At 57.3% G+C, this 12,696-nt stretch carries 14 protein-coding genes; 11 read left to right on the top strand and 3 right to left on the bottom strand.

The window, feature by feature from the left end:
• The first annotated feature begins 16 nt into the window (after positions 1–16).
• The 3 genes from VGM55_RS18495 to VGM55_RS18505 are packed head-to-tail and all read left to right on the top strand — an operon-like array spanning position 17 to position 2,635.
• Positions 17–997 (top strand): threo-3-hydroxy-L-aspartate ammonia-lyase, encoded by a 981-nt coding sequence (locus VGM55_RS18495; RefSeq protein ID WP_154185502.1) that lies wholly within the window; start codon positions 17–19, stop codon positions 995–997.
• Between the two features lie 18 nt (positions 998–1,015).
• On the top strand, positions 1,016–1,663 hold the full coding sequence (locus VGM55_RS18500) for a helix-turn-helix transcriptional regulator (protein WP_331636264.1): 648 nt from the start codon (positions 1,016–1,018) through the stop codon (positions 1,661–1,663).
• Positions 1,664–1,696: 33 nt separating this feature from the next.
• Positions 1,697–2,635, top strand: a complete 939-nt coding sequence (locus VGM55_RS18505) for a dienelactone hydrolase family protein (RefSeq protein WP_154185500.1) — start codon at positions 1,697–1,699, stop codon at positions 2,633–2,635.
• Between the two features lie 29 nt (positions 2,636–2,664).
• Here VGM55_RS18505 and VGM55_RS18510 read toward each other — a convergent pair whose 3' ends face one another.
• A complete protein-coding gene (locus tag VGM55_RS18510) occupies positions 2,665–3,573 on the bottom strand; it encodes a LysR family transcriptional regulator (RefSeq protein ID WP_154185498.1) in 909 nt (302 codons plus the stop codon).
• A gap of 126 nt (positions 3,574–3,699) precedes the next feature.
• Here VGM55_RS18510 and VGM55_RS18515 point away from each other — a divergent pair, with 126 nt between their 5' ends.
• The 3 genes from VGM55_RS18515 (at position 3,700) to VGM55_RS18525 (ending at position 5,688) form a co-directional block, all read left to right on the top strand.
• Positions 3,700–4,437 (top strand): SDR family oxidoreductase, encoded by a 738-nt coding sequence (locus VGM55_RS18515; protein ID WP_331636265.1) that lies wholly within the window; start codon positions 3,700–3,702, stop codon positions 4,435–4,437.
• Positions 4,438–4,462: 25 nt separating this feature from the next.
• Positions 4,463–5,359 carry an SDR family NAD(P)-dependent oxidoreductase gene (locus VGM55_RS18520; protein WP_331636266.1) on the top strand — a complete coding sequence of 299 codons (897 nt, stop codon included), beginning with the start codon at positions 4,463–4,465 and terminating at the stop codon, positions 5,357–5,359.
• A 68-nt stretch (positions 5,360–5,427) separates the two neighbouring features.
• Positions 5,428–5,688 carry a hypothetical protein gene (locus VGM55_RS18525; RefSeq protein WP_154185492.1) on the top strand — a complete coding sequence of 87 codons (261 nt, stop codon included), beginning with the start codon at positions 5,428–5,430 and terminating at the stop codon, positions 5,686–5,688.
• Between the two features lie 10 nt (positions 5,689–5,698).
• Here VGM55_RS18525 and VGM55_RS18530 read toward each other — a convergent pair whose 3' ends face one another.
• Complete coding sequence (locus tag VGM55_RS18530; protein ID WP_154185490.1) at positions 5,699–6,607, bottom strand: LysR family transcriptional regulator; 909 nt, start codon at positions 6,605–6,607, stop codon at positions 5,699–5,701.
• Between the two features lie 110 nt (positions 6,608–6,717).
• Between VGM55_RS18530 and VGM55_RS18535 the strand changes: the two genes are divergently transcribed.
• From VGM55_RS18535 to VGM55_RS18555, 5 genes are all read left to right on the top strand, one after another.
• Complete coding sequence (locus tag VGM55_RS18535; protein ID WP_331636268.1) at positions 6,718–7,944, top strand: MFS transporter; 1,227 nt, start codon at positions 6,718–6,720, stop codon at positions 7,942–7,944.
• Between the two features lie 24 nt (positions 7,945–7,968).
• Positions 7,969–8,841, top strand: a complete 873-nt coding sequence (locus VGM55_RS18540) for an NAD(P)-dependent oxidoreductase (protein ID WP_331636308.1) — start codon at positions 7,969–7,971, stop codon at positions 8,839–8,841.
• 171 nt (positions 8,842–9,012) lie between these two features.
• A complete protein-coding gene (locus VGM55_RS18545) occupies positions 9,013–9,792 on the top strand; it encodes an alpha/beta hydrolase (RefSeq protein WP_331636269.1) in 780 nt (259 codons plus the stop codon).
• A gap of 76 nt (positions 9,793–9,868) precedes the next feature.
• Entirely contained in the window at positions 9,869–10,546 is a 678-nt protein-coding gene (locus VGM55_RS18550; protein WP_154185483.1) for a heavy metal response regulator transcription factor, read from the top strand.
• Positions 10,543–11,934: a heavy metal sensor histidine kinase gene (locus VGM55_RS18555; RefSeq protein ID WP_331636270.1), complete on the top strand. Its 1,392-nt coding sequence runs from the start codon at positions 10,543–10,545 to the stop codon at positions 11,932–11,934. Before VGM55_RS18550 ends, VGM55_RS18555 begins: the two co-directional genes overlap by 4 nt.
• A gap of 10 nt (positions 11,935–11,944) precedes the next feature.
• Here the strand turns inward: VGM55_RS18555 and VGM55_RS18560 are convergent, their stop codons facing one another.
• On the bottom strand, positions 11,945–12,556 hold the full coding sequence (locus VGM55_RS18560; protein WP_331636271.1) for a GNAT family N-acetyltransferase: 612 nt from the start codon (positions 12,554–12,556) through the stop codon (positions 11,945–11,947).
• Positions 12,557–12,696 lie beyond the last annotated feature (140 nt).

The following is a 12,696-nucleotide window of genomic DNA, read 5'->3' on the forward strand; positions in this document are numbered from 1 at the left end:
CTCTTAAGGTGGCATAATGAGTGAACTCGTTCTTCCCGTTTATGACGATGTGGTGGCCGCAGCGCAGCGCATTGAAGGCCATGCCAACCGCACGCCGGTGATGACCTCTCGCACCGTAAATGAAGAGTTTGGTGCCGAAGTGTTTTTCAAATGTGAAAACTACCAGCGCATGGGGGCGTTTAAGTTCCGTGGCGCTATGAACGCCCTCGCTCAGTTTACACCGGCGCAGAAAGAAGCAGGCGTCGTGGCTTTCTCCTCCGGCAACCATGCCCAGGCGATTGCCCTGGCCGCAAGGCTGTTGGGGATCCCGGCTACCATCGTGATGCCGGAAGACGCTCCCGCGGCCAAAATTGCCGCCACGCGCGAGTACGGCGGCAAAGTCATTCTCTATAACCGCTACACCGAAGACCGCCAGCAGATCGGTAACGATCTGGCAGAGAAATACGGACTGACCTTGATCCCGCCTTACGATCACCCGCACGTCATCGCGGGCCAGGGGACGGCGGCGAAAGAGCTGTTTGACGAAGTCGGCGAGCTGGACGCGCTGTTTGTCTGCCTGGGCGGCGGCGGCTTGATTTCAGGCTGTTCGCTGGCGGCACGCCACCTTTCTCCTGGCTGTAAAGTCTACGGCGTTGAGCCAGAAGCGGGTAACGACGCCCAGCAGTCGTTCCGGCGCGGCCAGATTGTGCGCATCGATACGCCAAAAACGATTGCCGATGGTGCACAGACCACCTTCCTCGGCGATTATACCTTCGAAATGATCCGCCAGAACGTCGATGATATTTTCACCGCCAGCGATGGCGAGCTGATTGAGTCGATGCAGTTTTTTGCCGAACGAATGAAAATGGTCGTTGAGCCCACCGGCTGCCTGGGTTTTGCCGCCGCGCGCGGGCTTAAAGAAGGCCTTCGCGGCAAGCGAATTGGCATTATTATTAGCGGCGGCAACGTCGATATCAGCCGCTACGGTGAATTCCTCGCCCAGGCCGGGCAGCCTTAACAACAAGGAGAGCATAGCGTGTCAAAACCAGAAAACAGAGCCCTGCTCGACCAGCTTGATACCATCGCCCTGGGGATAAGCGAAACCTTCGCGCCGTTTTGTGAGGTTGTGGTGCATGACCTGGAGCATCCGCAGCACGCTATTCTCTCGATACGCAACAATCTGTCCGGCCGTCACGTTGGCCAGGCCGCGACGGAAATGGGGCTGGCACGCATTGCCTCCCCGGATTTTCCGGCCGTTATCGGCAACTATGCCAACCAGTTTGCTGATGGTCGTCCGGTGAAAAGTACCTCGATTGGGCTTAAAGATGCATCCGGTAACTATGTTGCTGCGCTTTGCCTGAATCTGGATATGACCTTGTTCAGAGGGATGCAGAGCGCACTGACTCGCTTTACTGAAACCACCGCGGGCCCTGTGGAAGAGCATTTTGAGCCCGCAGGCTCAGCGGCCATCCGGCTGCGAATCGACCAGTTTGCGGCGGGGCTTGCCACTACGCCGCGCGCGCTGAAAACTTTAGAAAGAATTGAGCTGTTGCAGGCGCTAAAAAAAGAAGGATTACTGGAGATCCGTAAATCGATGGAAACCGTGGCGCAGCATCTGGGCGTTTCGCGAGCGTCGGTTTATCTCTATGCAAAACAACAGCCGACCACAGACGACACGGCATAATTAAACAGCGATCGTTTTCGCCAGGGCAGACAAATGAGTGCGTTAAAGTGGCTGATAGCGTCTTTATCTCAGACATTAAAGCATGGCGATATTTTTCTCAAAGGGGTCACCGGGCTGCCGGTTGCGGCGCTATTCTTCACCGTCAGCGGCTGCAGTTCCGCGCCTAACGCTTCTGCTTCATCAATGCGGCTGGACAGTCGGCTCAACGAGCAGGTCGTGATGCTGCCGGTCGAAACTGACGGGAAAATCATTGAGCTGGAAACCACGCTCTATAAGCCTCCGGGTAACGGTCCCTTCCCTCTGCTGTTAATGAATCACGGCAAAAACCCCGGTAACGCCCGCACGCAGCCTCGTTCACGTCACCTTGAAATTGCCTCGGTATTTGTTCACCGCGGGTTTGTGGTCGCGATCCCGATGCGGGAAGGCTTCGCGGCATCAGGCGGGCAGTACCCGAAAGACGGGTGCGATATTCGGCGTCACGCGTTTGACGAGGCCAAAGACTCAGCCGCCGCCCTCAGTGCGCTGGTAAAGTTGCCGTATGTCGATCGCTCACGCATCGTGGTTGCCGGTCAGTCTGACGGCGGGCTGGTGACCATGGCGCTGAGTACCCGCCAGATACCCGGCGTGCTGGGCGTGATTAACTTTTCCGGCGGGCTCCGCATGAAGACCTGCGAAGGCTGGCAGCAAAACCTGGTGAACGCTTACGGCAGCATCGGCCATCATGCGCGCTACCCGTCGCTTTGGTTCTACGGCGATAACGACGAGCTTTGGCCGCAGCCCCTGCCGCAGCAGATGTTCAGCGCCTATAGCAGCAATACCGTAGGTGCCGCAAACCGCGCCCGAATGGTTGATATCGGTTCCTTCGGCCAAAACGCCCATGACTTTATCGACAGCAAAGCGGGCGTCAAACTCTGGTTCCCGCAGGTAGACGCCTTCGTTCACTCGCTGGGATTGCCGTTTGAACCTATTTAGCCTGTACTCAATGCCTGGCCAGCCAGGCGCTAACCTGCCGCAGGAAACCGCGCGCTGTAAATCTCTTTCAGCCAGTCGATAAACACGCGTACGCGCGGAGAAAGCTGCCGGTTTTGGGTATATAACGCAGACACGGCAATCGCCGGGCTTTGCCAGTCGCTCATCACTTCAACCAGCCGCCCCTCGGCCAGCGTCTGCTCAACGTGATAACGCGGCAGTTGTACCAGGCCGCAGCCCCGCAGCGCGCAAATGACATAGTTCTCCGCTTCGTTGACCGTCACCCAGCCTTTGGGCGAGAAGGCCCGCCGCTCGTTATCAATGATGAATTCGAAGGGATAATTCAGGCCGCCCGTCGTCGAGAAGAAGTTTACACACTGGTGATGCTCGAGATCGTCCGGATGCTCCGGCACGCCAAACGCCGCCAGATAATCCGGGCTGGCGCACACAATTTGCGGCAAATCCGCCAGGTGGCGCGCAACCAGCGAAGAATCCTGCAGCTTACCGGCGCGCACCACGCAGTCGATCCCCTCACGAACCAGATCAACCAGCCTGTCGCCGCTGCTGATAATCAGCTCGATATCCGGGTAACGGCGATGAAATTCATCCAGCTGCGGCAGGACTACCTGTGATGCATGCGTCCCCTGCAAATCGATACGCAAAATACCGCGAGGCTTAGCCACCACCGGGCGCAGCGCGGCCTCTGCATCATTCAGCTCGGCCAGAATATATACGCAGCGCTGGTAATACGCTTTGCCGTCCTGGGAAGCTCGCACGTGGCGGGTAGTCCGTTCCAGCAGGCGGCAGCCAAGCTGGCTCTCCAGCTCTTTAATCGCATTACTAGCCGTGGCTCGTGGAATAGCGAGTTGGTCAGCGGCCTGGCTGAAACTCCCCAGCTCAACAATGCGGGTGAACAGCTGCAGGGTGTCGAATTTGTCCATCGCCTATTATTAATGAAAACGGAATTATCTAATCAAATTAGCACTGTTTATCCCGAATTCAAAAACATTAACAATGACTCCCACGCCCCACCCCGGGTGACCTTCTAATAGATTCTGGAGAACAACATGACGACAGCAAAAAAAACCGCTCTGGTGACGGGCGCATCCCGAGGCATTGGCCGCGCAATTGCAGAAAGACTGGCACGCGACGGCTTCACCGTCGTCGTCAACTATGCCGGTAATAAAGCCAGCGCTGACGAAACGGTGCAGGCGATTAAAGCCAGCGGCGGTGAAGCCGTGGCGATCCAGGCCGATGTCTCATCCGAAAGCGATGTCACTCGCCTGTTTGCCGAAGCGAAAGCCGTCAATAACCGGCTCGACGTCGTCGTGCACAGCGCGGGGATAATGCCGATGGTGAAAATCACGCCAGCTGGCCTCGCTGAGTTCGACAAAATTATCAGCACCAATCTGCGTGGTGCTTTCATGGTGCTGGCGAATGCCGCCGAGTCGCTTAACGAAGGCGGCCGCATTATTGCCCTGTCGACCAGCGTTATCGCTAAATCGTTCCCGGCTTACGGCCCTTACATTGCCTCCAAAGCCGGGGTTGAAGGCCTGGTTCACGTACTCGCCAACGAACTGCGTGGCCGCAATATTACCGTTAACGCCGTGTCGCCAGGACCAACCGGCACCGATCTGTTCCTGAACGGGAAAACCGACGAGCAAATCCAGGCCATCGCCAACCTCGCCCCGCTTGGCCGTATCGGCAAACCTGACGAAATCGCCAGCATCGTCGCAACGCTTGCAGGTCCTGACGGCAGCTGGGTGAATTCCCAGGTGATTCGCGTTAACGGCGGCTTTGCCTAAATTTAGCGGCAAGCAGGAGAAAACCATGCAGCAAATTATTCTGATAACCGGGGCGTCCAGCGGCTTTGGGGCGTTATCCGCTCGCGCCCTCGCCCATGCCGGACACACCGTCTACGCCAGTATGCGGGACATCGCGGGCCGCAATGCCCCTCAGGTTGAAAGCCTTAAGGATTATGCGCGGCAGCACGAGGTCGATCTCCGTGCCGTTGAGCTGGACGTGCAGTCTCAGGATTCTGCGAATGCGGCCATCGCGCAGATTATTGCGGAACACGGCAGGCTCGACGTCGTGGTTCATAACGCCGGACATATGTCCTACGGCCCCGCTGAAGCCTTCCTGCCGGAGCAGTTCAGCCAGCTGTTTGACGTTAACGTGCTGGGTACACAGCGGGTTAACCGGGCGGCTCTGCCTTATTTGCGCCAGCAGAGAAAGGGCCTCGTGCTTTGGGTCGGCAGCAGCAGTACCAGGGGAGGCACGCCCCCCTATCTGGCTCCTTATTTTGCCGCCAAAGCCGCAATGGACGCCGTGGCCGTGAGCTATGCCGCCGAGCTAAGCCGCTGGGGTATTGAAAGCTCGATTCTGGTGCCGGGCGCCTTTACCAAAGGCACCAACCATTTCCTGCATTCCGGTAAGCCTGCGGATACCGAACGCGAAGAAGCTTACACAAAACATGGCCCAACGGCCGGCCTGGAGGATGAAGCGCTGAAAGGCCTGGCGGCCTGCGAGCCTGAAGATGCCGACGTCGCAGACGTGGCTGCGGCGATGGTTGACATTGTTAATGCACCGTACGGCAAACGTCCGTTCCGCGTGCACGTTGATCCTTCCGATGACGGTGCAGAAGTGGTGAACGCGGTGGCCGACCGCATCCGCAAAGCGTTTTTGCAGCGTATTGGCTTAGGTGACCTGCTCACTCCCCGACAGTAAAGCCCCAGCCTGCGGCCTATCTTACATCTGGCAAAAGCTAAGCCGCAGGCCATTTCCAGGAGTGTTTTATGCGCACGTTTCTCTTTCTGCTGAGCGGATTTTTACTCGTCAGCGGGTGTTACCTGCTGATTCGGCTTTTTACCCCGGACTACCCGCCAGCCCAGGCAATAATCGCCAGAGGCTTTACGGTACTGTGGTGCCTGATTACGGCAGTCAATATGTTGATCGGTGTTATCAAGATCGGCTATGGCTGGGGCGAAGAGCTGACGATTTTCCTTATTATTTTCGCCCTGCCGGTTTTTCCGCTGCTGTGGATAGCCGAACGTTAATCTGCCGGATTTAGCGTACCAGCCCGCTGACAAAGTCCAGCAAGGCGCGAGTTTTCGCCGGAACGTGGTGCCGCGACGGGTAATAGGCGTAGAGCGGGAAGCGGTGATCTGACCACGCCGGGAACAGCGGCACCAGGCGGCCTGAAGAAACGTATTCCTCGCTGCCGAGTTCAAAAATCTGCACCACACCAAGCCCCGCCAGGCAGGTGCTGAATGCGGTTTCCGCATCGTTGACTGTCAGCATTCCCCTGGGCTGGATCATCAGCTTCTTTTTCCCCTGGTGAAACTCCCAGGCGAACGGTTTCCCCGTCAGCGGCTCGCGGAATAAAATGCAGCGGTGCGGCTCATTCTCAAGCTCCTGAGGCGTTTTCGGCTGGCCAAAACGCCGCAAATATTCGGGCGAGGCCATAGCAAAAACCCGCGTGTCGAACAGCTTTCTTGCTATCAGTGACGAAGACTGCGGGTGACCAAAGCGCAGCGCCAGGTCAAACCCGTCCGAGATAAGATCGCCCAGCTCATCGCGGCTGCGCAGCTCAATTTCCAGATCGGGGTTTTCATCCATAAAGGTGCCGAGGCGTGGCCCCAAAACCTGGCTGGCAAACAGCGGGTCAACGTTAACCCTCAGCCTGCCCCGAATTTTTTGCCTGCCCCCTGCGGCACCGCCGGTAACGTCGGCCAGGGCGGCAATCAGCGGCATGACCTGCTCGTAGAACTCACGCCCTTCGTCGGTCAGCCTGACCGAACGCGTGGTTCGCTCAAAAACGCGGATCCCAAGCCTTGTTTCAAGCCGGGCAATCGCCCTGCTCACGCCGGACTGCGACATATCCAGCATCTCTGCGGCAGCGCCAAAACTCAGGGTATCGACAACCGCCGCCATCACGTCCACGCCTTCCAGCAACTGCGAACTTAATGCTCTCATTAGTGACTCCGGGTCATAAGTCTTATGTTTTTCATGCTATCGCATTCTACCTCTCGTGACCCCACAATTCGCTCGTCATCTCGACCTGTTCATATTTTCAGGATGGTTTTATGCAATCAAGCAGTAAAAACACACATGCAGAAACGCCGCACCACGGCGGGCGAGTTTCTCGTTCACGCAGCATCGCAGCGGTGCTGGCGCTCAGCCTCGGCTGTTTCACCTTTGTCAGCACCGAGCTGATGCCGGTTGGCGTGCTGCCCGGCATGGCCGCCGGGCTGGACGTTTCTCTGGGCGTTGCCGGTTATCTGGTCACAATCTTTGCTTTTATGGTGGCCCTCACCGCCGCCCCGCTCACCGGGCTGCTGGGGCACATTAACCGCAAAGCGCTGATGGCTGGCCTGCTGGCCGCCTGCTTTGCCGGGAACCTGATTACCTGGCTGGCAACGGATTATTTTGTGGTATTCATTGGCCGTATTCTGGTGGCTGCGGCTATCGGCGTGTTTTGGTCAACCGCCGTGGTCACCGCCGTGCATCTGGTGGCTTCACGAAACGCCGTGCGGGCAACGTCGGTTGTTTTTGGCGGCGTTTCTCTGGCAACGGTGCTGGGCGTGCCTGCGGGCACCATGCTGGGTGATGTCTACGGCTGGCGTTCGGTATTTGCTGCGCTTTGCCTCCTCTGCCTGGTCGTTTTCACGCTGATCGCCTGGTCTGTTCCTGCAGTGAGGATCGCCAAATCCGCCAAACACGGGGCTATTTCAGCGGTGTTCAAAAGCGGCGCATTGCTGGCTATTTTCGGCATCACCGCGCTGGTGGTCACCGGCAACTTCCTGGCTTACACCTATATTACGCCGTTCCTTGAACAAATGGCCGGCCAGAGCGGCGGGCAAATCAGCCTGCTGTTGCTGGTTTATGGTGCTGCGGGCGTTATCACCAACTTCGCCGTCGGGCCGTTTGCCGCACGTGCACCGCGCACAAGCCTGGGCATTGTTGCCGTGTTATTTACCGCAAGCCTTGCCTGTCTTAACGCAGCCGCCGTCAGCCATACGGCCATCTTCATCACCATTGCGCTGTGGGGCGCGGCCTACGGCGCGCTGCCGGTACTGCTGCAGACTCTGGTGTTCAAAGAGGCCTCGCGGCTGGAAGGCGGAGCCGATGCCGCAACTTCGATCAACGTGTCGGTCTTTAACGCGGCCATCGGGCTGGGCTCTTTGATTGGCGGCCTGCTGATAAACCTGACCGGACCTCGCCCGATTCCCTATGTCGCCGCCGCTTTTGCGCTGGCCGGGCTGCTGGCGGTGATGGCTACCCGTGAACGTAAATCACGCCGCGGCGGATAACCGACGCTTCACTATTTTACAGGAATCAACATGAGCACAATTACCGTTCTTGGACTGGGCGCCATGGGCTCTCGCATGGCAACCCGCCTTCTGGCCGCAGGCCATACCGTCACGGTATGGAACCGTACTTCACAGGCGGCGGAAGCGTTAGTCAACCAGGGCGCAGCGGCGGCGGCTACGCCAAAGTCCGCGGTTGCCGATGCAGAGTTTGTTATTTCGATGGTACGCGATGACGCAGCATCCCGCGGGGTGTGGCTGGATGAACACAGCGGGGCTTTAGCCGGAATGGCCGCTAACTCAGTAGCCATTGAAAGTTCTACGCTGACGCCGGGCTGGGTTAAAACACTCGGTGCGAACATGCAGCAACAAGACATCGCTTTCCTCGAGGCGCCGGTGTCCGGCTCCAGGATGCAGGTAGATTCCGGCCAGCTGGCCTACCTGCTTGGGGGGGATCCGCTTGTGGTTGAGCGCTGTGTACCCGTCTTAAAAGTGATGGGCTCGGCCTTCCACCACGTTGGTGAGCTGGGTGAAGGCACCGTTGCAAAACTCGCGACCAACGCGTTAATGGCGGTGCAGGTTGCCGGGCTGGCGGAGATTGTGGGTTTACTCAAGCGAAGCAGCGCAGATGCTCATCGGGTACTTGCTGCAATGGCCGGTACCTCCGTGTGGCCCGCTGTTGCGGGGTATCTGTCCAGCAGCATGCTGAGCGAGAATTTTGCCCCTCAGTTTCCGGTAGCGCTGATCGAAAAAGATCTGGGCTACGTGCTGCAAGAGATGGGCTCGTCACAGCTTGCACCGACTATTGACACCGCCCACGGCGCGTTTCTGCGCGCGATTGACGAAGGCCTGGCGGAAAGCAATATGACCAGCGTCGTTCGGCTGTACACCAGGCCCTGAAAAAACGGGTGACATAAAGCCAGGCTATGTGCCTGGCTTTTTCTTATCTCGGGGCAAAGGTGTTTCAGGCTGCCGGTTTGTCATTTTTTTGTCATTACCGGGTCAGCACTTTGTTGGCCCCCGTTCGCTAAATTAGCCCTGACCCCCTTTGTTGAATCCTGAGGATACATCATGAAATTACGCCATCTCTCTGCTATCGCCTCTCTCGTGCTTGCCTCGCTGGGCAGCAGCGTCGCTCATGCCGACACCACCCCACCCCCCCAGGAAGTGAAAAATATCGTGCTGGTTCACGGCCTGTTTGCCGATGGATCGAGCTGGGGCAAGGTTATCCCGTTGCTACAGGCGAAAGGTCTTCACGTGACGGCGGTACAGAACCCAACCACCTCTTTAGATAACGATGTCGCCGCGGTGAAACGCGCGCTGGCACAGCAAAACGGTCCGGTTATCCTGGTGGCACACTCTTACGGCGGCATGGTTATCAGCCAGGCCGGTGATGAGCCGGAAGTCAAAGGCCTGGTGTATATCGCCGCCCGTGCGCCAGAAGCGGGTGAAGACTACCCGGCGCTCACTAAAAAATACCCTGCCGCACCGGCTTCCGCTGGCCTGAAGTGGAATGATGATGGCTACGGCGCCCTGAGCGAGTCTGCGTTTGTCCATGACTTCGCCGGTGACCTGCCGGCAAGCGAAGCTGAAGCGTATTACGCGGTACAGCAGCCGATCGGCAAAGCCATCACCACGGCGAAAACCACGGTTGCAGCCTGGCACAACAAACCGACCTGGTATGCGGTGTCTACAGAAGACCGTACCATTAACCCGGACCTGGAGCGTTTCATGGCGAAGCGTATGCACGCTCAGACCATCGAGCTGAAGTCCAGCCACGTGTCGCTGATTTCTCAGCCGGAAGCGGTCGCTAACCTGATCATGAAAGCCGCTCACGTGCCTGGATACTAAGGTTCGCGCATCTTATACTGACGAGACTGGGGTGGTCTCCACGCCCTTTTCTCTCTTTTTGACAGGATCCCACCGCTTGAAAATCCTCATCATTGAAGACGAAGCGAAAACCGCCGCCTATCTGGTGAGTGGGCTAAATGAAGCGGGCTATACCGCAGACTGGGCAGCCAACGGCATCGACGGCCTTCATCTGGCGCGGGAAGAGAGTTATGACCTGATCCTGCTGGACGTGATGCTGCCGGAAATGAACGGCTGGACGGTGATGGAGCGTTTACGCGCCCATAGCCAGACCCCGGTACTGTTTTTGAGCGCCCGTGGAACCCTGGAAGATCGTCTGCGCGGGCTTGGGCTCGGGGCTGATGAATACCTTGTTAAGCCCTTCTCCTTTGCAGAGCTGTTGGCAAGAATGCGTATTATTTTACGTCGGGGCCAGCCGCAGGCCGAGTCCGAAGAGCTACTGTCGCTGGCAGATCTCGTGGTGGATGTTGCGAAGTTCCGCTGCGAGCGTGAAGGTAAACGTATCACACTGACCAACAAAGAGTTCAAACTGCTGGTGTGCTTCCTGCAACACCCCGGGCAAGTTCTGTCGAGAACGTTTCTCGCCTCTCGCGTCTGGGATATGAACTTCGACAGCGACACCAACGTCGTGGATGTCGCGGTGCGCAGGCTGCGGCAAAAGGTGGACGATCCCTTCCCGGTGCGGCTTATCCACACCGTACACGGCGTGGGCTACCGCTGCGAGCAAGAATCATGAAACGCGTCTCACTGACCTTCCGCCTCGCCGTCCTGCTGGCGGCGTTCTCTTTCGTTACTTTTACCGTCATGGGCAGCGCGCTTTATTACGCCCTACGCCAGCAGCTGTCGATACGCGATGATGCCGCGCTCGTTTCCCGCGTTGATCAGATCAGCACGCTGTTAAGGGATCTTGATGCCCGCCAGCTGATCCACGAAAAGCCCCATCTGTTTGCCAATATGCTGGGTAATACGGAATCGCTGCTGGTGATTCGCTACGTCGGCGGCGCAACGCTGCTGGAAGTTAACCCGATGCAGCGCGATATTCCCGCCGTAGGCCCCGTTGCCGCAAACCAGCGCCTGACGCTTGACGCCGTGCATCATGCTGTTACCGCGGACGGAACACCGATGGTGTACATGGCCGCGATTAGCCCTTCTGCTAATAATTTACCGCCGCTGGAAATTGTCTCGGCGCGCGTTCTGAGCGACAGAACCCATATCCTGGATGAATACCGCAACAAAATTATTCTCTTCGCCTCAATGATGGCGGCGATATCCGTTGTGCTGGCCGTGATTTTCGCCCGTCGAGGGATTTCTCCTTTGCGCCGTCTGGCTGACCGCACGGCAAAAATTGGTACTCATACCCTCTCATCACGGCTGGATAAGCAGGATGTCCCCACCGAACTCGACGCGCTGATTGACCAGATCAACGCCATGCTCGGGCGCCTGGAGCGCGGGTTCCAGCAGCTAAAACAGGTCAGCGCCGATATGGCCCACGACCTGCGCACGCCAATAACTACCCTGCTCGGCCAGACGGAGGTCGGCCTGGGCACCGCTCGCGACAATGCCTATTACCAGCAGCTATTAGGGTCTAATTTTGAAGAGTTGCAGCGCATGTCGCGGATGATAGACAACATGCTGTTCCTGGCCCAGGCGGAACAGCCTGACCAGGCAATCCAGCGATGTGACGTTGATATTGCCGAAGAGATCGAACGAATTGGCGAGTATTTTGAAGACCTGGCTGCCGACCGTGACGTAGGGATTCAACTTCGCGCCGGCGGAACGGTGTATGCCGATGCTTTTCTGCTTCGCCGCGCGCTGGCAAACCTGCTTTCTAACGCGGTGCGCTACGCCTTACCCGGCAGCGAAATTATTATTGAGGCTGAGCCACTGGATGAAGGCATGTCTGTCCGGGTGATTAACCGCGGTGAGACAATATCTCCGGCGCATCAGGAAAGGATTTTCGATCGCTTTTACCGTGCGGACCCTTCCCGCAACGACTCGGCACACTCCAGCGGGCTTGGGTTATCCATCGTTAACTCTATCATGCAGCTGCATCAGGGGCGCTGCTGGGTTGAATGTCAGGATGGCGTAACCCGTTTCGGACTGTGGTTCCCACAGGATCGGTAACGCCGGTGCATTATGGCTTGTTGTCTTCCGCGAGCAGCCCGAACAGCGCGGAGTCTGAAACGGTGCCGTTAATTTCCCAGCGTTTTCTCAACAGCCCCTCCTGAGTAAAGCCAAGTTTCTGTAATGCAGCGGCTGAAGCCTGGTTTTCAGGATCAATTTCGGCCTCGATTCTGCGCAGTTTGAGCACATCAAACGCATAAGCAATCAGCGCTCCGGCGGCTTCGTTAATCAGACCTTTTCCCCAGTACGCGCTGCTAAGGCCAAAGCCAATTTCGGCACGTCTGGAATGACCGACAAAGCTGAAAAGCATGCATTTACCCGCCAGCTGGCCCGACTGTTTGTCTCGAATACAAAGCGTGAGCGCCAGGCCGTCACGACGCTCATCCGTGCTGCGGTCAATAAAACGCATAGCATCATCAAGCGCGTGCCAGGGGGCAGTGTTCCAGTACTTCATTACCTGCGGATCGGAAAATATGCTCAGCAGCGCCGGGGCATCCGTTGGTATAGGTGGAGAAAGCGTCAGGCGCGGCGTATCAATAACAATATCAAACAAATTGGCGTTTTCAGCGCGGCTGTCCCCCGTAGAATGAAGCGTTCCTGCCGGATAGCGAAAGGTTTGCATTGTCATATTCCCTTATATTGTAAGTTTCGGATCCGCTCTTTTATTGCATGTGGCATTTTGACCTGCGCTAAACATGGTGTTTAAAAGTCAAAAAAACAAGCTTAAAAGCCGCCCGTTTTTAACCGTGCCCATGGCGTTTA

Origin of the sequence: Cedecea sp. (assembly GCF_036500665.1) — a bacterium.
In the GTDB taxonomy this organism is placed as follows: Bacteria; Pseudomonadota; Gammaproteobacteria; order Enterobacterales; family Enterobacteriaceae; genus Cedecea.